Annotated in this window: 20 protein-coding genes and 1 tRNA gene; 19 read left to right on the forward strand and 2 right to left on the reverse strand. The window is 61.4% G+C overall.

Annotated elements, in window-relative coordinates:
- Positions 1-43 precede the first annotated feature (43 nt).
- From AC1DVV_RS13700 to mdoH, 9 genes are all read left to right on the forward strand, one after another.
- Positions 44-841 (forward strand): enoyl-CoA hydratase, encoded by a 798-nt coding sequence (locus AC1DVV_RS13700; protein ID WP_457281052.1) that lies wholly within the window; start codon positions 44-46, stop codon positions 839-841.
- A 138-nt stretch (positions 842-979) separates the two neighbouring features.
- Positions 980-1056: transfer RNA gene (locus AC1DVV_RS13705), tRNA-Met, on the forward strand.
- Between the two features lie 89 nt (positions 1057-1145).
- Positions 1146-1610: a hypothetical protein gene (locus tag AC1DVV_RS13710; RefSeq protein WP_457281053.1), complete on the forward strand. Its 465-nt coding sequence runs from the start codon at positions 1146-1148 to the stop codon at positions 1608-1610.
- Positions 1611-1725: 115 nt separating this feature from the next.
- On the forward strand, positions 1726-3069 hold the full coding sequence (gene miaB, locus AC1DVV_RS13715) for a tRNA (N6-isopentenyl adenosine(37)-C2)-methylthiotransferase MiaB (RefSeq protein ID WP_477702079.1): 1344 nt from the start codon (positions 1726-1728) through the stop codon (positions 3067-3069).
- Between the two features lie 32 nt (positions 3070-3101).
- A complete protein-coding gene (locus tag AC1DVV_RS13720) occupies positions 3102-4523 on the forward strand; it encodes a sensor histidine kinase (protein WP_477666637.1) in 1422 nt (473 codons plus the stop codon).
- On the forward strand, positions 4507-5196 hold the full coding sequence (locus AC1DVV_RS13725; protein WP_457281056.1) for a hypothetical protein: 690 nt from the start codon (positions 4507-4509) through the stop codon (positions 5194-5196). The genes AC1DVV_RS13720 and AC1DVV_RS13725 overlap by 17 nt, the downstream gene beginning before the upstream one ends.
- Positions 5193-6554, forward strand: a complete 1362-nt coding sequence (locus AC1DVV_RS13730) for a sigma 54-interacting transcriptional regulator (RefSeq protein WP_457281057.1) — start codon at positions 5193-5195, stop codon at positions 6552-6554. Before AC1DVV_RS13725 ends, AC1DVV_RS13730 begins: the two co-directional genes overlap by 4 nt.
- A 266-nt stretch (positions 6555-6820) precedes the next feature.
- Positions 6821-8431, forward strand: coding sequence for a glucan biosynthesis protein G (locus AC1DVV_RS13735; protein WP_477702078.1), 1611 nt, complete (start codon positions 6821-6823; stop codon positions 8429-8431).
- The gene (gene mdoH / locus AC1DVV_RS13740; RefSeq protein WP_457281059.1) at positions 8407-10407 is read left to right on the forward strand and encodes a glucans biosynthesis glucosyltransferase MdoH; all 2001 of its coding nucleotides are present in this window, start codon (positions 8407-8409) and stop codon (positions 10405-10407) included. The genes AC1DVV_RS13735 and mdoH overlap by 25 nt, the downstream gene beginning before the upstream one ends.
- Positions 10408-10549: 142 nt before the next feature.
- Here mdoH and ffh read toward each other — a convergent pair whose 3' ends face one another.
- On the reverse strand, positions 10550-11908 hold the full coding sequence (gene ffh / locus AC1DVV_RS13745) for a signal recognition particle protein (RefSeq protein WP_477702076.1): 1359 nt from the start codon (positions 11906-11908) through the stop codon (positions 10550-10552).
- 102 nt (positions 11909-12010) lie between these two features.
- Here ffh and AC1DVV_RS13750 point away from each other — a divergent pair, with 102 nt between their 5' ends.
- From AC1DVV_RS13750 to AC1DVV_RS13795, 10 genes are all read left to right on the forward strand, one after another.
- Positions 12011-12811: a cytochrome C assembly family protein gene (locus tag AC1DVV_RS13750; RefSeq protein WP_457281061.1), complete on the forward strand. Its 801-nt coding sequence runs from the start codon at positions 12011-12013 to the stop codon at positions 12809-12811.
- The gene (locus AC1DVV_RS13755) at positions 12808-13050 is read left to right on the forward strand and encodes a PP0621 family protein (protein WP_477702075.1); all 243 of its coding nucleotides are present in this window, start codon (positions 12808-12810) and stop codon (positions 13048-13050) included. The genes AC1DVV_RS13750 and AC1DVV_RS13755 overlap by 4 nt, the downstream gene beginning before the upstream one ends.
- A 265-nt stretch (positions 13051-13315) precedes the next feature.
- Positions 13316-15031 carry a two-component system sensor histidine kinase NtrB gene (locus tag AC1DVV_RS13760; RefSeq protein ID WP_457281063.1) on the forward strand — a complete coding sequence of 572 codons (1716 nt, stop codon included), beginning with the start codon at positions 13316-13318 and terminating at the stop codon, positions 15029-15031.
- Between the two features lie 5 nt (positions 15032-15036).
- Complete coding sequence (locus tag AC1DVV_RS13765) at positions 15037-16485, forward strand: sigma-54-dependent transcriptional regulator (protein WP_457281064.1); 1449 nt, start codon at positions 15037-15039, stop codon at positions 16483-16485.
- Positions 16454-17071, forward strand: coding sequence for a 1,6-anhydro-N-acetylmuramyl-L-alanine amidase AmpD (gene ampD, locus AC1DVV_RS13770; protein WP_457281065.1), 618 nt, complete (start codon positions 16454-16456; stop codon positions 17069-17071). Before AC1DVV_RS13765 ends, ampD begins: the two co-directional genes overlap by 32 nt.
- A gap of 443 nt (positions 17072-17514) precedes the next feature.
- On the forward strand, positions 17515-20424 hold the full coding sequence (locus tag AC1DVV_RS13775; protein WP_457281066.1) for a ribonucleoside-diphosphate reductase subunit alpha: 2910 nt from the start codon (positions 17515-17517) through the stop codon (positions 20422-20424).
- A gap of 131 nt (positions 20425-20555) precedes the next feature.
- Complete coding sequence (locus tag AC1DVV_RS13780; RefSeq protein WP_457281067.1) at positions 20556-21779, forward strand: ribonucleotide-diphosphate reductase subunit beta; 1224 nt, start codon at positions 20556-20558, stop codon at positions 21777-21779.
- Between the two features lie 50 nt (positions 21780-21829).
- Positions 21830-21964: a hypothetical protein gene (locus tag AC1DVV_RS13785; RefSeq protein ID WP_457281068.1), complete on the forward strand. Its 135-nt coding sequence runs from the start codon at positions 21830-21832 to the stop codon at positions 21962-21964.
- 14 nt (positions 21965-21978) lie between these two features.
- Positions 21979-22452: a histone H1-like DNA-binding protein gene (locus tag AC1DVV_RS13790; protein WP_431098248.1), complete on the forward strand. Its 474-nt coding sequence runs from the start codon at positions 21979-21981 to the stop codon at positions 22450-22452.
- A gap of 130 nt (positions 22453-22582) precedes the next feature.
- Complete coding sequence (locus AC1DVV_RS13795) at positions 22583-22936, forward strand: DUF167 domain-containing protein (protein WP_457281069.1); 354 nt, start codon at positions 22583-22585, stop codon at positions 22934-22936.
- A gap of 82 nt (positions 22937-23018) precedes the next feature.
- Here AC1DVV_RS13795 and AC1DVV_RS13800 read toward each other — a convergent pair whose 3' ends face one another.
- The gene (locus tag AC1DVV_RS13800; RefSeq protein WP_457281070.1) at positions 23019-23921 is read right to left on the reverse strand and encodes a carbohydrate kinase family protein; all 903 of its coding nucleotides are present in this window, start codon (positions 23919-23921) and stop codon (positions 23019-23021) included.
- Between the last annotated feature and the right edge of the window lie 12 nt (positions 23922-23933).

Raw genomic sequence — 23933 nt, forward strand, 5'->3', positions numbered from 1 at the left:
TGGCATCATTGCCGGACGCATTTCCAGCCAAAGGACCTATTTCATGTCTTCCACGACCTACGAAACCATTGAGACCCGCACCGAAGGCCCGGACTCCCGCAAGGTGGGCATTGTCACGCTGAACCGGCCCAAGCAACTCAATGCATTGAACGACCAGCTCATGGATGAGCTGGGCCGGGCCCTCAAGGCGTTTGATGCCGATGAGACCGTCGGCTGCATCATCCTGACCGGCAGCGAAAAGGCCTTTGCCGCAGGCGCCGACATCGGCGCCATGGCCACCTACAGTTTTGCCGATGTTTACAACAACGACTACATCACCCGCAACTGGGAGCAAATCCGCAGCATCCGCAAGCCAGTGATTGCCGCCGTCAGCGGCTTTGCGCTGGGCGGCGGCTGCGAGCTCGCCATGATGTGCGACTTCATCATTGCTGCCGACAACGCAAAGTTCGGCCAGCCTGAAATCAAGCTGGGCATCATCCCCGGTGCTGGCGGCACACAGCGCCTGCCCCGTGCCGTGGGCAAGGCCAAAGCCATGGACATGACCCTGACGGGCCGCATGATGGATGCCCAGGAGGCAGAGCGTTCAGGCCTGGTCAGCCGTGTGGTGCCGCTGGAAAAGCTCATGGACGAGGCCCTGGGCGCCGCGCTGATGATCTGCAGCTACGGCCAGACCAGCGTCATGGCCGCCAAGGAAGCCCTCAACCGGGCATTTGAAAGCGGCCTCAGCGACGGCGTGATGTTCGAGCGGCGCCTGTTTCATTCGCTGTTCTCCACCGAAGACCAGAAAGAAGGCATGGACGCCTTCGTGAACAAGCGCAAACCGATCTTCAAAAACCGCTAGAAATTGGGCCCAATTGGGCCCAAAACCAAGCAGAAGCCGCGGAACCGGCTTTGCCGGGCCGCAGGCGAACGGCCCCCTCGGGGGGCAGCGAACCACGCGCAGCGGGGAGCGTGGGGGTGTTATATAATCTTGGGTTTCGGTCGTATAGCTCAGTTGGTTAGAGCGCAGCATTCATAATGCTGATGTCGGTGGTTCAAGTCCACCTACGACCACCAAGAATGCGTCAAAGCCTCAGAGGGTCCTTCCCCCTGAGGCTTTGTTCTTTGTTATTCTCCTATTTATTAACAGCCTCTGGACACATACCATGAACCGCTGCACTTCCCGCCTGGCCGCACTCCTGATGATGCTGGCTGCTTTTGCCGGCCTGATGAGCCTGCCAGCCCTGGCCCAGACCGATCCCGCCGAGGCTGTCAAACCCAACATCCGGAAATTCCCTCCCAAGGCCGTCCGCGGCGAAATGGTGGTGGTGGCGCCGCCGGTGATCTCCATGGACGGCAAGCAGGACAGGCTCTCCGTAGGCTCACGCATACGCGACATCAACAACAATTTCGTGTTGTCCGGCGCACTCCTGAACCAGAAGCTGGTGGTGAACTACCTGCGCAGCAACACCGGCGAGGTGCATGAGGTCTGGATCCTCAACGCGGAAGAGGCCAAGGAAAAGCGGGCGGGCGGCACCGGCACGGTGTTCAATTTCAGCAGCGGCACCCCTGCCAAGGCAGTGGACAACGGCAAGACGCCGTACGACCAGTTACCTGCCTACAAGCAGTAACGCTCACAGCCTTAAGCAAAATCAGTCTGATGCCCTTTAAACATGGGCGCAAGCAGCTATTAATTTAATAGCAATCGCCATCAGCCCGCGGACAAACCGCAAATCAGCCAGCATCATGAGCAAAAAAGTCTTCATTAAAACCTTCGGTTGCCAGATGAACGAGTACGACTCGGACAAGATGTCCGACGTGCTCCATGCCGCCGAAGGCTACGAGCCTACCCAGGACATGGAACAGGCCGACCTGATCCTGTTCAATACCTGCTCCGTGCGCGAAAAAGCCCAGGAGAAGGTTTTCAGCGACCTGGGTCGCGTCAAGCACCTGAAAGAAAAAGGCGTACTGATCGGCGTCGGCGGCTGTGTAGCCAGCCAGGAAGGCGCGGCCATCATCCAGCGCGCACCTTATGTCGACGTGGTCTTCGGCCCGCAAACCCTGCACCGCCTGCCGCAGCTGCTGGCCAACCGGACCCGGCTGGGCAAGCCGCAGGTCGACATCAGCTTTCCCGAGATCGAAAAATTCGACCACCTGCCGCCGGCGCGCGTCGAGGGCGCCAGCGCCTTCGTGAGCATCATGGAAGGCTGCTCCAAGTACTGCAGCTACTGTGTGGTGCCCTACACCCGTGGCGAAGAGGTCTCCCGGCCCTTTGAGGACGTGCTGGTCGAAGTCGCCGGTCTGGCCGACCAGGGCGTCAAGGAAGTCACGCTGCTCGGGCAAAACGTCAACGCTTACCGTGGCCCCATGGGTGGCACGGCCGAGATCGCCGACTTCGCGACGCTGCTTGAATACGTGTCCGACATCCCCGGCATCGAACGCATCCGCTATGTCACCAGCCACCCCAACGAGTTCACGCAGCGCCTGATTGACGCCTACGCCAAGCTGCCCAAACTGGTAAACCACCTGCATCTGCCGGTGCAACATGGCTCCGACCGCATCCTCATGGCGATGAAGCGCGGCTACACCGCCATGGAATACAAGAGCACCATCCGCAAGCTGCGCGCCATCCGCCCGGATCTGGCCATGAGCAGCGATTTCATCGTGGGTTTCCCCGGCGAGACCGAAGACGACTTCGGCAAGATGATGAAGCTGATCGACGAGATCGGCTACGACACCTCGTTCAGCTTCATTTACAGCCCGCGCCCCGGCACCCCCGCCGCCGCGTTGCATGACGACACACCGCACGAGGTCAAGCTCAAGCGTCTGCAACACCTGCAGGCCACGATTGACGACAGCGTGCGCGCCATCAGCGCCAGCCGGCAGGGCACGGTGCAGCGCATCCTGGTTGAAGGCGCTTCGCGCAAGGACCCGACCGAACTCATGGGCCGCACGGAGTGCAACCGCGTGGTCAACTTCAAGGGTCAATCGCGCCTCATCGGCCAGATGCTGGACATCACCATCACCCAGGCCACGCAGCGTTCGCTGCGCGGCGAAGTCCTGACGCAGGACGTCGCCGTGGCGGCCTGAGACCGCCCGCGTTGCTCAAGCACTCGACACGCATGCTGCAACGATTTTCGTTCCGGCAACTTCTGGTGATCGCTTTCCTGCTGATTGCTGCCCTGCTGGGCGCCGCCTCGCTGCGGGCGCTGTTTACCCTGGAAGACCTTTCGCTGCAAAGCCGCAGCAATGCCGCACGTGCCCTCGAACTCAGCAGCGCGGCGCAGTCCCTGGCTGAGCGCAGCGTATCGATGGAGCGCACATCCCGCCAGTCGGTCGTCCTCGATGACCGGGTATTGCGTGAGCGCTTCGGTGACGAGGCCCGTGAAGCCGCGAGCATCCTGACCAGTCTGGCGCGAGAAGACGTACCGGTTGCCAAAGCCCGGCAATGGCGCGCGCACATGCAGAGCATCGGCGATCTGCTGACCGGCCCGGCGGGTACCGCGCTGGACCGGGAGCGCCAGCTGGCGCAGGAATTCCGTGAACTGGAAAGTGTCAATGCCGCCATCGCCGTGCAGGTGCAACAGGCGATTCAGCAACGCAACAGGTCGCTGGAAGGCAAACTTGAGGCCAGCCGCCAGCGGCTGACCCAGCAGGTAACCTGGGCCATCGTGCTGGCTATCGCCATGGCGCTGGCATTCGGCGTGTGGTTCACGCTGCCGCTCAGGCGCCTGGAGAACGCCATCGTGGGCCTGGGGGAAAACCGGCTCGACCAGGTCATCACCATCCAGGGACCGGCCGACCTGGCCCTGGTGGGGCAGCGGCTGAATTGGCTGCGCCTGCGGCTGGTGGAGCTGGACGCCGACAAATCGCGTTTCCTGCGCCATATTTCGCACGAACTCAAAACACCGCTGGCATCGCTGCGCGAAGGGGTGTCGCTGCTGGAAGACGGCGTAGCCGGCACGCTGAGCAATGACCAGCGCGAAATAGCGCAAATCCTCAGGCACAACACCGGCGTACTGCAAAGCCAGATTGAAGACCTGCTGCGCTTTAATACGGCCGCGTTCGAGGCGCGCCAGTTGAATCGCCAGAATGTCGACTTGTTGCAACTCCTCGAGGAGCAGGTGTACGCGCAGCGCCTGCAGTGGCGCGCACGGGAACTGACGGTCAGCGTCGTCGGTGAACCCGTTGTGATGGAAATCGATCCCGAAAAAATCGGCACTGCGCTGGCCAACCTGCTGTCCAACGCCATCCGCTATTCACCACCCAAAGGGCAGATCCGGCTGGAACTGAGTCCGCTGCGGGGTTTCGTCCGCATCGACATCCACGATCAGGGCGTCGGTGTGGCGCAGGCCGACCGCGAACGGATTTTCGAGCCCTTTTACCGCGGTGAACGCCAGCCGGTCGACGTGGTTCGGGGCAGCGGTATCGGCCTGTCCATCGTTCACGAATACATTGCCGCACATGGCGGAAACATCGTCCTGATGCCCGATCAACCTGGCGCACACTTCAGAATAGAGCTTCCTCATGTTTCCAAGTACTGATTTTCTTCCCCCTCCGCCTGCGACCCGCCTCTCCGGGCGCGGCCTGCTGCCGGCCCTGGTGACGTCGGCATTGCTGGCCGCGTGCAGCAGCGGTGGCCCCGCCCCCGAGCGTGGCACCAACACCGCAGCCGTCCTGGCAGCCCGGGCTGCGGCCTCTGCTGCCGAAGCCGCGCGGGCCAGCGCCAGCCAACCTGCGCCGCTCCCGGAATCGGTCGTTTTTGCCAGCGGCATGACCTTGCGCATGCTGGCTTACGCCGAGCGCGTACGCCTCATGCAGCCGCCGGAACTCACCCAGGAAACCGGGCGGCTCGGAGACGCCGCCAGCCCCGAGGCCCAACTCCAGCTCTCACTGGTGCTGGCCCAACTGCGGCAGCTGCCCGAACTGATACGTGCGCAGGAGCTGCTGGCCCGCGTATTGGGCAATGCCGATGCCCAGCCGCTGCATCCGCTGGCAAGGCTGCTGGCGTCACGCTATGCCGAACAGCGCCGCCTGGAAGAGCAGCTTGACAAACAAGGCCAGCAACTGCGCGATGCGCAGCGCAGGCTGGACCAGACCAACGAGCGGCTGGAGGCGCTAAAGGCCATTGAGCGCAGCCTCACCAGCCGGCAGCCGGCGGCAACAGCCTCGGCGCCCATCCCCCCTGCCAGCCGGGCCCGCCCCACCGCGCCATGAGCGACTCCGCCCTGACAGCGCCCCACCTGCTCGTCGTTGATGATGACGCCGACATGCTGCGCCTGCTCACCATGCGGCTCACTGCAGCGGGCTATCGCGTCACGGCGGTCACGTCGGCCGAAGCGGCGCTGACGCAGCTTCATATTGAACGGCCGCAGCTGGTACTCAGCGATGTGCGGCTTCCCGGCCGGGACGGCCTGGCGCTGTTCGACGACATACGCCAGCAGCATCCTTCGCTGCCGGTGATTTTGCTGACTGCGCATGGCACCATTCCTGATGCCGTGGAAGCCACCGAACGCGGCGTGTTCACCTATCTCACCAAGCCCTTTGACGGCAAAAGCCTGCTCGACAAGATTGCCCAGGCGCTGGCGCTGAGTGCCCCCGCGAACCCGGCCAAACAGGGCAGCCCCGAAGCCTGGCAAAACCAGATCATCAGCCGCTCAAGCCGCATGGCCGAAGCCCTGGCTGAAGCGCGCATGGTGGCGCAGTCGGACGCCAGCGTGCTGCTGCGCGGTGAAAGCGGCACCGGCAAGGAGCTGCTGGCCCAGGCCATCCACCAGGCAGGCGCACGGGCCAGCAAGCCCTTTATTGCCGTGAACTGTGGCGCCATCCCCGAGGCTTTGCTGGAATCCGAGCTGTTTGGCCACGTCAAGGGCGCCTTCACCGACGCAGTGGCCAATCACAAAGGCCTTTTCCAGGCCGCAGACGGCGGCACTTTGCTGCTCGATGAAATCGGTGACATGCCGCCCGCGCTCCAGGTCAAGCTGCTGCGCGTGTTGCAGGAACGCGTAGTGCGGCCGCTGGGCTCCAGCCAGTCGATTCCGGTGGATGTGCGCATCATCTCGGCCACACATCGCGACCTTGACGCTGCCATGGCTGAGGGCCAGTTCCGCGCCGACCTTTATTACCGGCTCAACGTCGTCACGCTGACCTTGCCCCCGCTGTCGGAGCGCCGCGAAGACATCCCGTTGCTGGCCAACCACTTTCTCCTCAAACTGGCGGCCAAGTACGACAAGCGCCTGAGCGGTTTCGCACCCGAGGCCCTCAAGGCCCTGACCACGGCCGCCTGGCCAGGCAACGTGCGCCAGCTTTACAACGTGGTGGAGCAGGTTTGTGCCCTGTCCACCACCCCGCTGGTGCCGCTGGCGTTGGTGCAGCGGGCCTTGCGCTCACCCAGCGTGCAAGTGCTCACCTATGCGGAAGCCAGGCAACACTTCGAGCGGGATTACCTGGTCGGGCTGCTCAAATTGACGGACGGCAACGTGGCCGATGCGGCCCGGCTGGCCGACCGGAACCGCACGGAGTTTTACCGCCTGATGCAAAAGCACGGGCTCACGCCGGGACACTTCAAGGTTTAGACCGTAAAAAGGTTCCAGGAGCTCCGGTTCGACCTGGGTTTGTCGCTGTGCCGCCGTGGGCCGTCGCTGGTTGGCGACAGGTTTAAGCCTTTGATTTAAAAGGATTTAATCGAGCCATCTGCGGAAGTTGTCGCTCACCGGCGACAAAACCCGCGATTCTGGGCGCTTTTGAGCCGGATTACATTTGGTTAAATCAAGTATCACGCCCAACTTGTTGATTTAAAACAATTTTTCGAAGCTGGCACAGGGTTTGCCCTAGTCATGGCATGCCAGCTTTTTTCCTGCCTTTTTTGGCATCCTCCGGCGGCCCCAAGCGCCGCTTCAATTTTCCCCTGCGGGCCCGTATCGCGGCCTGCGCGAGCCTTGCAGCACTGACGCTCGCGGCGGGCCAGGCGCATGCCTTCGATCTGGACGATGTGGCCGCTATCGCGCGCCAGCGCTCGCAAGCGCCCTGGCGCGAAGCGTCCCACGCGGTGCCCACCGAGCTCGCCAGGATGGCGTACGACGACTACCGCGACATCCGGTTCAACGCCGCCAGCACGCTGTGGCGTACCGACAAACTTCCCTTTGAAGCGAATTTTTTCCATGTCGGCCGGCACGGTGATTCGGTTCGCATTCACGAAATCACGACAGCGGGCGTGAAGCGCCTGTCCTACGACCCCGCCACATTCAATTTCGGAAAAAACAAACTGTCACCCGAGACCTGGGGTGACCTGGGCCACGGCGGCGCGCGCTTTTTCAGCAACCTCAACTCACCCACCTACAAGGATGAACTGGTGGTATTCACCGGTGCCACCTACTTCCGGGCGCTGGGATCGGGTCAGCGCTACGGCCTTTCGGCACGCGGCCTGGCGGTGGACACCGCAGGCGGTGCGGGCGGAGCCAAGGAAGAGTTTCCCCGTTTCACGGATTTCTGGCTTCAAAAACCTGCAGTCGACAGCAAGCAGCTGACCGTCTTTGCCGTGATGGATTCGGAGCGCATGACAGGCGCCTACCGGTTCGACATCCAGGCCGGCGAGCAAACCACCACGAATGTACAGGCGCGCATCTTCATGCGCCCGGCCACAACCTCCGGCAACAGCGCGCCCGTGACCTCGCTGGGCATCGCGCCCCTGACCAGCATGTTTTTCTTTGGCGAAAACCAGCCCCGCCCCGGCGATTTCCGGCCCGAAGTGCACGACTCCGACGGCCTGATGATGGCTACGGGTGACGGTGAATGGCTCTGGCGGCCCCTGCAAAATCCGTCCTCCCCGCTGGTGACGTCTTTCGCCATGAAGTCGCTCAAGGGCTTTGGCCTGATGCAACGCGACCGCGCCTTTGCCAACTACGAAGACACCGAAGCTCGCTATGAGACGCGGCCCAGCGCCTGGGTCACGCCCGTGGGCGACTGGGGCGCCGGCCGGGTCGAGCTGTTTCAATTTGCCACGCCGGATGAGACCCATGACAACGTGGTGGCCTATTGGGTACCCGAAAAAATGCCAGCCCCTGGCCAGTCGCTGGACATCGCCTGGCAAATCAGCTGGCAGGGCAAGAACCAGCAACTGCCGCCCAACAGCTGGGTCACGCAATCACGCCGCGGCACCGGGTACTCGAAGGCCGGAACCGATCTCACGGGCCAGGTCCAGTACGTCATCGACTTTGCCGGCCCGGCGCTGGACGCGCTGCCCGAGGACGCCAAGGTCGAAGCCATCTCCAGCGCCAACGCCAATGGCCGTGTGCTCGAAAGCATGGCCTACAAGAATCCCGCCACCGGCGCATGGCGCATGACGCTGCGCGTGCTGCGGCTGAACCCGGCCCAGCCTGTTGAGCTGCGCGCCTTCCTCAAACATGACAACCACACTGTGAGCGAAACATGGACCAACCTGATCACACTCTGATTCCATCCGCTGCACGCAGCGCCCTGCGCGAGGAACGCCACCCCAATTCGGTGACGGCGCCACCGCTGAATCGCGGCTCCATGGTGCCCCGGCCCTGGCGTGGCTTCTGGAACAGCATGGCCACCGCGCTGCTGCTGCCCATGCTGTCGATATTCCGGGTTTCCGCGCCGGCACCATCCCATCGCCTGCCTGCCCCCCGGCTTGAGCGCTGGCAGCAGGCTGCCCGGCGCCGGCGCACGGTGTTCCTGCTGCTGACCGTCATCAGCACCGTGCTGGCAACCAGCATCTTTGCGGACATGCAGCCCGACTATGACAACGCCTGGCTGCAGTACGGCCAGATCAGCCTGTTTGCCCTTCTGTCAGCCTGGGTAGTGACCGGCTTCATGACGGCGATGATGGGCTTTTACGTCACGATCTTTGGTGACAAACACGCACTGTCCGCGAAAAAGGTTCAGCACTACCCGCTGGATGCGTCCACACGCACCGCGATCATCATGCCGATCTGCAATGAAGACGTACGCACCGTGTTCGCCGGCCTGCGCGCCACCTGCGAGTCGGTCGCGATGACCGGCCATGTACAGAGCTTTGATGTCTTCGTACTGTCGGACAGCAGCAACCCGGCCATCATCCAGGCCGAGCGCGCCGCCTGGGAAGACCTGCGCACCCAGCTGGCCGGACACCCCGACCAGCCGCAGATCGAGGTCTATTACCGCCTGCGCAAACGCCGCACCGACCGCAAGGCCGGCAATGTGGCCGACTTCTGCCGCCGCTGGGGCAAGGATTACCGCTATATGGTGGTGCTGGACGCCGACAGCGTGATGAGCGGCGACTGCCTGGTTTCCATGGTCAAGCTGATGGAAGCCAATCCCAGGGCCGGCATCATCCAGACCGCAACCCAGGCCATCGGCCACGTCACGCTGCACGCACGGGCGCAGCAATTCGCCTCACGCGTGACCGGGCGCCTCTTCACGCTGGGGATGCAGTTCTGGCAGATGGGCGAGTCCCACTACTGGGGCCACAACGCCATCATCCGTATTGAGCCCTTCATGAAGCATTGCGCGCTGGCGCATATCAAGGGCACGGGCGGCATGGCGGGCAGCATCATGTCGCACGATTTTGTCGAGGCCGCGCTGATGCGCCGCGCCGGCTACCACGTCTGGCTGGTGGGTGACCTGGTGGGCAGCTACGAGCAGCAGCCGCCCGATTTGCTGGCCGAGCTGCAGCGCGATCGCCGCTGGTGCCAGGGCAACCTGCAAAACTCGCGCCTGATCGCCGAGCCGGGCATTCACCCGGTACACCGCTCCATGTTCGGCACGGGCGCGATGGCGTATCTGTCGGCGCCGCTGTGGCTGTGCTTTCTCACGCTGGGTACGGCGCTGTGGCTGTCCGGCTCGCCGATGATTGCCGACTGGACGCTGCTTCCCGGCGAGCTGATGTCGCTTTGGGCCTGGACGCTGTGCATGCTGTTCCTGCCGCGCATCCTGGGCATCGTGGCCGTGCTGGTCAACCGCCAGCAGCAATCCTATGGCGGCACCGTCGCCCTGCTGCGCAGCGCTTTGCTTGAAACCCTGATCGCGCTGTTGCAGGCACCCATCCGCATGCTCGCGCATTCGCTGTTTGTGGTGGTGGCCCTCACCGGCCTGAAGCTGGAATGGAAATCGCCCCCGCGCGAAGCGGCCGCTGTGCCCTGGCGCCATGCGCTGGCGCAGTTGGCGCCCATGTCCGGCGTGATCGCGCTGCTGGCTGTCGGCATTGCCGTGATCGATGCACGGGCTTTGATCTGGCTGATCCCGGTCGGCCTGCCGCTGCTGCTGGCGATCCCGATGACGGTGCTCACCAGCAAGGTAGGCGTGGGCACGGCCCTGCGTGCGCAGAACTACCTGCTGATCCCGGAAGAAACCCGTTCGCCGGCGGTGCTGCGACGCGCCTGGCTGCATGCAAGCCGGCTGGCCAAGCCACGGCTGAAGGCGGCCTGAGAATGGCCTGACTTCAGGGCAACCCATGAAAAAAGCCGCTTGAAGCGGCTTTTTTCATGACAGGCAAACGCTATTAATTCAGGAGCTGGTTGCGCCCGTCTTTATTGGGCTGCAGCCATTTTTCACTTAAAGATCGAATCAATCAAAACTTGGGCATGCCTTTCATGCCGCCCATGCGTTTCATCATTTTCATCATCCCGCTGCCTTTCATCTTCTTCATCATGCCCTGCATCTGCTCGAATTCATTGAGCAGGCGGTTGACTTCCTGAACATGCACGCCGGAACCGGCAGCAATGCGGCGCTTGCGGGTGGCCTTGATGAGTTCGGGCTTGCGGCGCTCCAGCGGCGTCATGCTCTGGATGATGCCCTCCTTGCGCTTAATGTCTTTCTCGGCCTTGTCCATGTCGACCTGGCCAGCCTTGGCCGCCATTTGCGCGGGCAGCTTTTCCAGAAGGCTGGAGAGCCCGCCCATGTTCTTCATTTGCTGCAACTGGCTCAGGAAGTCGTTGAGGTCAAAGCCGTCGCCGGACTTGATCTTGGCGGCGAGCTTCTGGGCAGAGGCCATGTCCACCCCGGCGGCCACCTGCTCGACCAGCGCCAGAATATCGCCCATGCCGAGGATGCGGCCGGCGTGGCGCTCGGCGTCGAACACCTCCAGGCCGTCGATTTTCTCGCTGGTACCGGAGAATTTGATGGGGGCGCCGGTGATCTGGCGCACGCTGAGCGCCGCACCGCCGCGCGAATCGCCGTCGGTCTTGGTCAGGATGATGCCGGTGAGCGGCAAGGCTTCCTTGAAGGCCTTGGCGGTGTTGACCGCATCCTGGCCCTGCATCGCATCGACCACAAACAGCGTTTCAACCGGGTTCAGGATCGCATGCAGCTCCTTGATTTCCGCCATCAGGGCCTCGTCGATGGCCAGCCGGCCAGCCGTATCGACCAGCAGCACGTCAAAGAAATGCTTGCGGGCGTAGTCAATGGCGGCTCGCGCGATGTCGGCCGGCTTCTGGTCAGGCGTGCTGGGAAACCATTCGGCGCCGGCCTGTTTGGTTACCGTCTTGAGCTGTTCAATGGCGGCCGGGCGATAGACGTCGCCTGAAACGGTCAGCACCTTTTTCTTGCGCTTTTCGATCAGGTGCTTGGCCAGCTTGGCGGTAGTGGTGGTTTTACCCGCGCCCTGCAGGCCGGCCATCAGGATGACCGCCGGCGGCTGGGCTGCCAGGTTGATATCGCTCACCCCCTCGCCCATGGTAGCGGCGAGCTCCTTGTTAACGATGCCCACCAGCGCCTGGCCCGGCGAGAGAGAACCCATCACTTCCTGGTCCAGCGCTTTTTCTTTGACCCGGGCAATGAAGTCGCGCACCACCGGCAGCGCAACGTCGGCCTCGAGCAAGGCCATGCGTACCTCGCGCAGCATGTCCTGCACGTTGGATTCGGTGATGCGGGCCTGGCCTCGCATTTCCTTGACGAGACGGGATAACTTGTCGGTAAGAGCTGAGGCCATGGGAAGGCGCCACAAACGCGGCGCAGTTAGGTGGAAAAGAAAGGCTGCAGCGGAAGGCTGCCAGAAAGGGGGGAAAGAGGCAGTAAAGGCTAAACTCTAGCCATGATTTTAGCTTTGAGCGACTGGTGGGGTCTTGCAGCGGCAGCCGGTGCTGCCGTCGCCTACGCTGCATTGGCACTGGGCTCCCCGCGCCTCGGCCCCGCCGCCATCCGCGGCCTGCTGCTGGCGGCCTGGCTGCTGCACGCGCTGGCGCTGGCCGATGGCCTGCTGGGCGAGCCCCCGCGTTTCGGCTTTGCACCGGCGCTGTCCATGACGGTCTGGCTGGTGCTGACCGTTTACGCCATCGAAAGCCGCCTGTTTCCACAACTCCAGGCCCACTGGGCGTTGGCAGGGCTGGGCAGCGCAGCTGTCATCCTGACGGTCATTTTCCCCGGTACCACCTATCACGCCATCGCGTCCCCCTGGCTGCCGTTGCACTGGGCCCTGGGCATCGCGTCTTATGGGCTGTTTGCCGCCGCAGTGGTGCACGGCTGGCTGATGACGCGCTCCGAGCGCTCCATCCGGCTGGCCGCACAAACCGATGCGGGTGTGCCGCTGTTGACGCTGGAGCGGCTCACCTTCCGCTTCGTGGAGGCCGGCTTTGTATTGCTGTCGGCCACGCTGTTTGTAGGCTGGCTGTTCGCCGAAACACTCTACGGGCCCGGCCTGGCCTGGAAATGGAACCATAAAACCGTGTTTTCGGTCCTGGCCTGGCTGACGTTTGCCGGCCTGCTGATCGGCCGGGCGCGCCTCGGATGGCGTGGCCGCAAGGCCGTCCGTGTGCTGTACCTGGGCTCCGGCCTGCTGCTGCTGGGCTACGCCGGTTCGCGCTTTGTACTTGAAGTCATTCTGAGGCGGGCATGAAATACCTTCTGGTCCTGGGATTCGTGCTGGTGGTTTTCTGGCTCTGGCGTCACAACCGCGATGCGGAAAGAAACGATGCGGCGGCTGCCCGTCCCCGCCAGGCACCGGGCCGCGAAACGGCCGTTGCGGAGATGATCGCATGCGATGTCTGCCACGTGCATTTGCCGAAGTCCGACGCCCTGACAGGCGGCAAGGGGATTTATTGCAGTGACGCGCATCGCCACCAGGCAGGAGACTAGGGCCTGCTAACACTATGTTTACAAATGCGAATGGGGTGAAAACGGCGCCAATCAAGGCGCGCGACGAATCCCAGACCGGGAGTCTGGGTGAGGAGCGCAACGCCGAGTGGCGCCGTTTTCACCCCATTCCCTCCGGGTTGCGATCAAAAAGGCCTTGCGCGGCGTTGCAAAGCCTTGACGGGGTCTACCCCGCCTGCGTTTTGCGCCTTGCTCAAGGCCTTTTTGAGCGCAGCGCATCTTGCAAACATAGTGTTAGCAGGCCCCAATGAGCACGCCATCCCACTGGTTTGAAACGGGAGGCAAGGCATCAGGCGCGTGGGAGACCGTGCCCGAACTGGGCTCCTTCGGCCGTTTGTGGCGTGTCTTCATGACGGCACGCGTTGCCATCGCCACGGTACTCGTCATCCTTCAGGCGGTTATCTACGCGCTGGGCAACATCACCAACCGCTGGTCGATTGGGGTATGCATCGCCTACCTGTGCGCCACACTGGCCGTGCGCCTGTGGGCCAAACCGCGGCCACCACGAAGCACCTTTGACGCACAGTGGTTACTGACCATCGGCGTGGACGTCATCACGTTCTCCACACTCAATTTCCTGCAATCGAGCGGCATCAACTACACGCCGCTGTTTGCCCTGCCGGTGCTCCTTGCCTCCATCCTTGGACCGATTTTGCTGGCCTTCGGAACCGCAGCCAGCGTGACCTTGCTGCTTCTGGCCGACGCCTGGTGGAGCTCACTTCAGGTATTGGGCGACTTCAATGCCCGATTCCTCCAGTCGGGCTTGAGCGGTTCCGGTTTTTTCCTGGTCGCGCTGCTTGCGAACCACCTCGCCTTGCGGCTGGCCCGTGAAGAGCAGTTGGCAAAACGCAGCCAGTCCGCCGCGCGCATGCAGACGCAGGTGAACGAACTGGTCATTGAAACCTTGGCCGACGGCGTGCTGGTGGTCGATATCAACGGCATCGTCCGGTCGGCCAATCCGGCATCCAGGCGCCTGCTGGGAGCCCGGGATTCAGTTCGCAGCGCGCCTTTCATCCTCGTCATGGAGGCGGCCTGGTTGCCCCTGGCGGAACTGATGCACAGCACGTTCAGCACGCAAACCCCCCAGGAAGCGGACATCAGCCTTGAATACCCGGGCAGCAATACCCGGCGGCTTCATGTACGCACTCGTCTTGCCGCCTCGAAAAATGGCACCCACGAAAGCCTTTGTGTAATGTTCCTGGAGGACCTGCGTGAAATGGAGGCCCGCGTGAGGACCGAGAAGATGGCAGCCATGGGACGCATGTCGGCCGCAGTGGCACACGAAATCAGGAATCCGCTGGCGGCGATCTCTCAAGCCAATGCCTTGCTGGAAGAAGACCTGCAAGACGAGCCGCACCGCCAGCTCACAGGCATGATCCGGCAAAATGCGCAACGTCTCGCCAGAATCGTCGATGAGGTATTGAACATTTCACGTGCCCAGGCGCACCTGCCCTCGCCACAAACCACCACCCTGGCACTGGACGAAACCGCTCACAAGATTACCGCGGACTGGGCAGGGCAGACTGAAGCGTCCCGACGCATGAAGATCACGGCAGATTCGGGTAATGCCGTTGTGTGCTTTGAGCCCGAGCATTTGCGCCGCCTGATGGTCAATCTGCTGGACAACGCCCTGCGTTATGCCAGCACATCTTCTCACGCCATTGAAGTCTCCACCCAGCTCGTTACGCCCGGGCAGGCCCGTCTGTCCGTATGGAGCGATGGCCAACCCATGGAGCAAACCGTGCAAACACACCTGTTCGAACCATTTTTCTCCTCTGAAAGCCGCTCAAGCGGGCTGGGCCTGTACATTTGCCGTGAATTGTGCGAACGCTATGGCGCCCTGATCGGCTACCAGCGCGTGCAGCGCAGCGGCATTGAGGGAAACGAATTTTTTGTCATATTCGCACCCTCCAGTCCGTCTATGACCTTGCCTGCGGCTTCTTTTGCCACAATGCCAACCTGAAAACCATGAGCACCCCCATTCCCGTTCCCCAGCAGGCACGTATCCTCGTCATTGACGATGAACCGGATTTGCGCACCCTGTATGAACTGACGCTGCTCAGGGAAGGGTATCGGGTGGAGGCAGCCGGTGACCTGCTGCAGGCCCGGGAGCAGCTCAAGGCGCATCACTTCGATGCTGTGATCACCGATATGCGCCTGCCAGATGGCCTTGGCCTCGAATTACTGCGAGACATGATAGACCAGCAAAGGCCCGAACGATGCGTGGTGATTACGGCCCACGGCTCGGCCGAAAATGCGGTGGAAGCACTCAAGGCCGGCGCGTTTGACTACCTCACGAAACCGGTCGACCTCAAACAATTCCGCAGTGTCGTGGCATCCGCCGTGCAGGGTGCCAAGCATCCTGCACTACAGGCCAAAAGCGATCGAAGCGCACCGGAACACGGCACCGCCCCCTCCGCCCAGAAAAAAAGCGGGGACGGCACCCAGATTCTGCAAAAACTGGTGGGTGAATCTGCCGTCATGCGCGCCGTCAAGTCGCGCATCGTCAAAGTGGCGGGAAGCATGGCGCCGGTCCTCATTCAGGGGGAATCGGGCACCGGCAAGGAACTGGTTGCACGCGCCGTACACGGCTGCAGCCACCGCGCGACAGGGCCTTTTGTAGCCGTCAATTGCAGCGCCATACCCGAAAACCTCCTCGAAGCGGAGTTCTTCGGTGCACGAAAGGGCGCTTACACCGGATCAGCGCAGGACCGGCAAGGCTACTTCCAGGCAGCCAAGGGCGGCACCTTGTTTCTCGATGAAATCGGCGACCTGCCGCTGGCCATGCAATCCAAACTTCTGCGCGCCATCCAGGAGCGCACCGTCAGGCCGCTGGGTTCGCCGCAGGAGGACACCGTTGACGTGCGCATCGTCAGCGCAACGCACAAAAACCTGGCGGCGGAAGCCCAGGAAGGAACATTCCGCCAGGATCTTTATTACCGGCTCAATGTGATTGAAATTGCCGTGCCGGCCTTGCGCGAACGCCGGGAGGATTTGCCGGCACTCTGCAATGCCCTGCTGTCAAGAATCTGCCAGGAGTCCGGCTTCAAGATGCCCGAGTTGACGGATGCCGTGATGGAGCAGCTGCAGTCCAGGCCCTTTAACGGCAATGTCAGGGAGCTGGAAAACATCCTGCACCGGGCCGTGGCGCTCGGCGAAGGAAGCGTGCTGCATTTTGATGCGCCGGTCGAAGAGCACGTCGCCGTCCCGGAAAACCTGCAGGATTATCTGGACGGGCAGGAGCGAAACATCCTGACCAAGGTTTTGCTGGAGACCGGCTTCAATCGTACCGCCGCCGCCGCGAGGCTGGGTTTGAGCCTGCGGCAGATCCGCTACCGCATTGCACGCCTGAATATCGCCACGCCGGGCAATGACGACCTGGCCGATGGACTTGACCCTGCTGATGACCCCGCCTGAGAGCCCCAATGCCCTTCCCCGGCCTTTGTGGCAAAACGGCTGGTACCGCTGTGCACGCGCACTGGCTTCGCCCAACTTTGGTCCACGCCCTCCCGGCGCGCAAATCGACCTGATCGTCATCCACTCCATCAGCCTGCCGCCAGGTGAGTTCGGCAATGGCAACGTCGAACGCCTTTTCACCAACCAGCTCGACTGGGAGGCACACGCTTACTTTCAGGGCATTCGCGGCCTGCAGGTTTCATCGCACTTTTTCATCGCCCGAACCGGCGCTCTGTGGCAGTTTGTGAGCTGTGACGACCGCGCCTGGCATGCCGGGGAATCCAGCTACCGCGGACGCACCAACTGCAACGACGATTCCATCGGCATCGAACTGGAAGGCCTTGAGGGAGATACCTTTGAAGCATCCCAGTATGAAACCCTGACCGGGCTATGCGCCTCGCTTCTGCAGCGCTACCCCATTGAGCACATCGCCGGGCACGAGCACATTGCACCCGGCCGCAAGCAGGACCCGGGCCCTGGCTTCAACTGGCCTCTGCTGCAAAACTCGCTGTCGTCACCGGCTAGGTGTTTTCCCGAAATCATGTGACTGGTGCACCTGCACGCACTCACCATTGCGGTGCGTCTTGCTGTTGAAATTTCCGGTTATTTTTACCGCGCCAGCAGTGGCCGGCGCTCTCAACCCAAGCCCGCGAAAAGCCGCGCCACAACGCCGCATCAGCTTCACAAGCCTGATGGCATCAGGCTTTCAGCGAAGTTGAACGAGCCACCATCAAGCCCTGATCGAGGCGTCTGGAATGGGGCCTAAAAAGCCACAAAACGTAACGGTGCATTCAGTCAGCGATACACTACCTGTAGTGGCTTGTATTCCCTCCATACCCTAGGTATAGTGTCTAAGCCCTAATTCAGTTTGATGTAATTTGGGTCAGGAAATGAAGGAGCAGGTTGATAGGCCTGTGCAATACCTCAATATATCCAGAGACCCCCGAACAGCACATCAAACCACCCATAAAACAAAGCAAAGAGGAAGTCATGCAAACTGCACAACACGCGGTGCCCGTCACGTCGAGCGTTCTGGCAAGCAACCCAGCAACCGGCGATACCAACGCGCAAAGCAACCCGCTCGCCCATTACCAGATCATTCGCCGCAATGGCGGCGTGGTGCCGTTCGAACCCAACAAGATCGCCGTGGCCATGATGAAGGCTTTCCTGGCCGTGCATGGCACGCAGGGTGCGGCTTCGGCCAGCGTCCGCGAAACCGTTGACGGCCTGACCCAGGCGGTCATCCGCGCCCTGATGCGTTCGCGCCCAGGCGGCGGAACCTTTCATATAGAAGACGTTCAGGATCAGGTCGAGCTGGGCCTGATGCGCGGCGGCCACCACGAGATCGCCCGCGCTTACGTGCTGTACCGCGAAAAGCGCACGCAAGAGCGCGCACGCCAGCCGCAAACCCAGGCGCCCGCAGCGCCGCTGATCCATGTGACCGACCGCGGCAACCGCGTCGCGCTGGACATCCGCAACCTGCAGGCGTTGATTGAAGCCTCCTGCGCCAACCTGGGCGCGGATATCAAGCCCGACCCGATCGTTGCGGAAACCATGCGCAACCTCTATGACGGTGTGCCCATTGACGAGGTCTACAAGGCGTCCATCCTGGCAGCGCGCACCCTGATCGAGAAAGACCCTGACTACACCTACGCCACCGCACGCCTGCTGATGCACACCATCCGCCGCGAAGTGCTGGGTGAAGAAGTCAGTCAGGAAGACATGGCGATTCGCTACGCCGAGTATTTCCCGCAGTTCATCGCCAAGGGCGTACAAAACGAGCTGCTCGACGAAAAGCTCCAGCAGTTCGACCTGGCCCGCCTGGGCGCCGCGCTCAAGCCCGAACGCGACCTGAAATTCGACTACCTCGGCCTGCAAACCCTGTTTGACCGCTACTTCCTGCACGTGCGCAAACAGCGCATCGAGCTACCACAGGCTTTCTTCATGCGCGTGGCCATGGGCCTGTCGCTCAACGAGATCAACCGCGAAGAACGCGCGATCGAGTTCTATGAAATCCTCTCGTCCTTCGACTTCATGTCGAGCACGCCCACCCTGTTCAATGCCGGCACGCTGCGCTCGCAGCTGTCGTCGTGCTACCTGACGACCGTCGCCGACGACCTGGGCGGCATCTACGACGCCATCAAGGAAAACGCGCTGCTGTCCAAATTTGCCGGCGGCCTGGGCAATGACTGGACGCCTGTGCGCGCCCTGGGCGCCCATATCAAGGGCACCAACGGCGAATCGCAAGGCGTCGTGCCTTTCCTCAAAGTCGTCAACGACACCGCCGTGGCGGTCAACCAGGGCGGCAAGCGCAAGGGCGCCGTCTGCGCCTACCTGGAAACCTGGCACCTGGATATTGAAGAGTTCCTGGAACTGCGCAAGAACACCGGTGACGATCGCCGCCGTACGCACGACATGAACACCGCCAACTGGATTCCCGACCTCTTCATGCGCCGCGTGATGGAAAAGGGCAGCTGGACGCTGTTCTCACCGTCGGACACACCCGACCTGCACGACAAGTTCGGCAAGGACTTCGAGAAAATCTACACCGCCTACGAAGCCAAGGCCGAGCGCGGCGAAATCAAGCCATCCCGCAAGCTGCAGGCCACCGACATGTGGCGCAAGATGCTGTCGATGCTGTTTGAAACCGGCCATCCCTGGATCACGTTCAAGGACGCCTGCAATGTGCGCTCGCCGCAGCAACACACCGGCGTCGTGCACTCGTCCAACCTGTGCACCGAAATCACACTCAACACCAGCGACACCGAAACTGCTGTCTGCAACCTCGGCTCGGTCAACCTCGTCCAGCATCTGAAGGACGGCGCAGTCGACCACGAGAAGCTTAAAAAGACCATTACCACGGCCATGCGCATGCTGGACAACGTGATCGACATCAACTATTACGCCGTCAAGAAGGCCCGCGATTCCAACATGCGCCACCGCCCTGTGGGCCTGGGCATCATGGGTTTCCAGGACTGCCTGTACGAGCTGCGCGTGCCTTACGCTTCCCAGGAAGCTGTCGAGTTCGCCGACAAATCCATGGAGGCTGTCTGCTACCACGCTTACTGGGCATCGACCGAACTGGCCAAAGAGCGCGGTAAATATGCCACGTACAAAGGCTCGCTCTGGGACAAGGGCATCCTGCCGCTGGATACGCTGGACATGCTGGCCGAGCAGCGCGGCGGCTATGTGGAAGTCGACCGCTCCGCCAGCCTTGACTGGGACGCTTTGCGCAAGAAGATTGCCAAAGACGGCATGCGCAATTCCAACTGCGTGGCCATTGCGCCCACAGCCACCATCTCCAACATCATTGGGGTGGATGCTTGTATCGAACCCTGCTTTGGCAACCTGTCGGTCAAGTCCAACCTGTCGGGTGAATTTACCGTCATCAACCATTACCTGGTCCGCGACCTGAAGCGCTTGGGCCTATGGGACGACGTGATGGTGGTGGATCTGAAGCACTTTGACGGCTCCCTGCGCCCGATCGATCGCGTACCGCAGGACGTCAAAGCGCTCTACGCCACGGCGTTTGAGATTGAAACTTCCTGGATTGTCGAGGCGGCAGCGCGCCGCCAGAAGTGGATTGATCAGGCACAGTCGCTCAACATCTACATGGCAGGCGCTTCGGGCAAAAAGCTCGACGACACCTACAAGCTGGCCTGGCTGCGCGGCCTCAAGACGACTTACTACCTGCGCACGCAAAGCGCGACGCACGCCGAGAAGTCGACCGTGACCGCGGGCAAGATGAACTCGGTGTCATCGGGTACCGCGACGGCAGGCGGCGGCATGAGCGCGCTCGAAGCGGCAGCCGCCGCAGCGCAGGCGCAGATGAGTGCATCGCCCGCGACCGACATCAAATTCTGTGCAATCGATGACCCAGGTTGCGAGGCCTGCCAATAAAACACCGAATCGTGCGCTGAGCTTCATCGCACGATTCGATGTAATTGAGCAACACAATTTTGTAGCGATGTGAATGAACACTTTTCATTTTGTATCGCTGCTTTCATAATCCCAAAGTATTGGAAACCTCTATGTTGACCTGGGACGAAGAAGTCAAACCATCTTTGCAAACATCTCACAACAGCGGCTTGCCTGAAGGCCGCTCGATGGAACTTCCGCCTCTTTCTTTGAACACTGCCGAGCAGCCCCAGGCGCAAGTGCGCATGCTCAACGACGGCGCGTTCGCACCTGTGCAAGCTGCAGCACCTTCTACGTCTGCCGCCGCACCCGCCAAGGCACAACGCGTCAAGGCCTCCGACAAACGCATCATTAATGGCCAGACCGACGTCAACCAGCTGGTGCCGTTCAAATACAAGTGGGCTTGGGAAAAATACCTCGCCACCTGCGCCAACCACTGGATGCCGCAGGAAGTAAATATGACGCGCGACATCGCGCTCTGGAAAGACCCGAACGGCCTGACCGAAGACGAACGCCGTCTGGTCAAGCGCAACCTGGGTTTCTTCGTGACCGCCGACTCGCTGGCAGCCAACAACATCGTGCTGGGCACCTACCGCCACATCACCGCACCCGAATGCCGCCAGTTCCTGCTGCGCCAGGCTTTTGAAGAAGCCATTCACACCCACGCCTACCAGTACATCACTGAATCACTGGGCCTGGACGAAGCCGAAATCTTCAACGCCTATAACGAAGTGCAATCGATCAAGGACAAGGACCAGTTCCTGATTCCTTTCATTGAAGTGATTTCCGACCCTCACTTCAAAACTGGCACTACCGAAGCTGACCAGACCCTGCTCAAGTCGCTGATCGTGTTTGCTTGTCTGATGGAAGGCCTGTTCTTCTATGTGGGCTTCACGCAGATTCTTGCCCTGGGTCGCCAGAACAAGATGACCGGCGCCGCCGAACAGTACCAGTACATCCTGCGCGACGAGTCCATGCACTGCAACTTCGGCATCGACCTGATCAATCAGCTCAAGCTGGAAAACCCCCATCTCTGGACGGCGGACTTCAAGGCCGAAATCAAGGCATTGTTCATGAAAGCCGTCGAACTGGAGTACCGCTACGCCGAAGACACCATGCCGCGCGGCGTGCTCGGCCTCAATGCGTCCATGTTCAAAGGCTACCTCCGCTACATTGCCAATCGCCGTGCCACGCAGATCGGACTTGAAACTCTCTTCCCCAACGAGGAGAATCCGTTCCCATGGATGAGCGAAATGATCGACCTGAAAAAAGAGCGTAACTTCTTTGAAACCCGTGTGATCGAGTACCAGTCCGGTGGTGCCCTTTCCTGGGATTGATTGACCAGAAAAATACGCGAGACAAGCGAACAATGATTTCAAGAATTGCAATGACCAGTGACAGCACCGAAGAGTGCGCGTTGGGCTTTGCTCCTGTGTTCGCGGCGCTGGGACCGGTTTATCCGGGGCCCAACGCCGTGAATCGCTTTACGTACTCCAACCGTGAAGTGCTCTTTGCAACGTGATCAAGGAGAAAACTATGGCAACTGCGAAAAAAACTGCGGCTAAAAAAGCTGCTCCAAAGAAAGCCCCTGCGAAAAAAGTAGCGGCTAAGAAGGCTCCTGCGAAAAAAGCAGCAGCGAAAAAAGCTCCGGCTAAAAAAGCTCCAGCGAAAAAAGTAGCGGCCAAAAAGCCAGCTGCGAAAAAATCGCCAGCGAAAAAGCCAGCAGCCAAGAAGGTAGCGGCCAAGAAGCCAGCAGCGAAGAAAGCTGCAGCGAAAAAGCCAGCAGCCAAGAAGGCCGCGAAAAAGGTAGCGAAGAAACCAGCGGCGAAGAAAGCCGCTGCGAAAAAGCCTGCCGCCAAGAAAGCAGCGAAAAAGCCCGCTGCGAAGAAAGCCGCGAAAAAACCTGCTGCCAAAGCTGCGAAAGCACCCGCTGCAGCGGCTGCCCCTGCGGCTCAGACTACTCTGAACCCGCAAGCTGCCTGGCCGTTTCCGACAGCCAGCAAGCCGTAAGCAGTAAGGTAATTCTGCTTAGAGCCCGATATCGAAAGATGTCGGGCTTTTTTCATGGCTGGGCCGTTCCTGAGGCCATCCACAATTGACACCCCTGACCCCTGTTTACCGCCGCCGGACCACTCCAGCCATGAAACCGTTCCCCGCGCTGCCCGAACTTCCTTTTCTGCGACGGGAAAAGAATGGGGACGTTCTGATCGACATCCATGTGGTGCCCAACGCCGCCAAAACCGAGATGATGGGCCTGCATGGAGAGGCCGGCCAGCAGGCGCTGCGCCTGCGGCTGCAGGCACCGCCCGTGGACGGCAAAGCCAATCAGGCGCTGGTGAAGTGGCTGGCCGGTTGCCTCGGCGTTCCGCAGCAGGCGGTCACGCTGGCCCGCGGAGAGGCTTCAAGGCGCAAGCAGTTGCGCGTCAGCGCTGCAGCGGCAAGCCAGGCTGCGTGGAATGAATGGCTGAAAGCACTGGACCACCGCGAGCCATAGCCCCGCGTAAAGCGCCGCGAGAAGTAGGCGAAAGGGGGCGTAGCTATTAATTCGATAGCTTCTTGCGCCCGTCCAGTCACGCTCAATCGCCGATTTTCTCTGAATTCAGCGTGTAGTTCTGGCCGCCGCGCGTCGCGATCTTGTGTGCACCTACCCGGTTGCCCAGCGCGGCGCAGCGGTCCAGCGCCCAGCCTTTTTCCAGGCCAAACAGCAAAGCGCCGCGAAAGGCATCGCCGCATCCCGTCGGGTCGACCACAGTTTCGGCTTTCACCGGCGGCACGAGGGTTTTCTCGCCGCCAATCCAGACCTCGCAACCTTCCGCGCCCAACGTCACCACCAGGCCCTGCACCCGGCGGGACAATTCGGCGCATGACAGGCCCGTGCGGTCACACAGCATTTTGGCCTCGTAATCGTTGACGGTCACCCAGGTGGAAAGTTCCACAAAGTGGGAAAGCTCCTTGCCGTCAAACATGGGAAGGCCCTGGCCTGGATCAAAAACGAAGGGGATACCAGCCAGCTTGAACTGCTCGGCATGCTGCAGCATGGCATCGCGCCCGTCAGGCGAGATAATGCCCAGCTTGATGTCATCGCGTGCGTCAATGCGGGTGACATGGGCCTGCATCATGGCACCCGGATGAAAAGCCGTGATCTGGTTGTTGTCCCGGTCGGTCATGATCATCGCCTGGGCGGTGTAGGTGTCGCCCACCTGCCGCACAAATTCCGTGCTGATGCCCAGCGTCTTCATGCGCTCCACGTACTCAGCGCCGTCGCTGCCGACCGTGGCCATGGGTAGCGGCTTGCCGCCAAGCTGCTGCAGGCTGTAGGCGATGTTGCCGGCGCAGCCGCCAAATTCACGGCGCAGCGCCGGCACCAGAAACGACACATTCAGAATATGCAGTTGATCGGGCAGTATCTGCTCCGAAAAGCGCCCCTCAAAGGTCATGATGGTGTCAAACGCCAGGGAGCCACAAATAACAGCAGACATTCAGTTCTCTCG

It is taken from the genome of Polaromonas sp. P3_B4 (assembly GCF_056402835.1).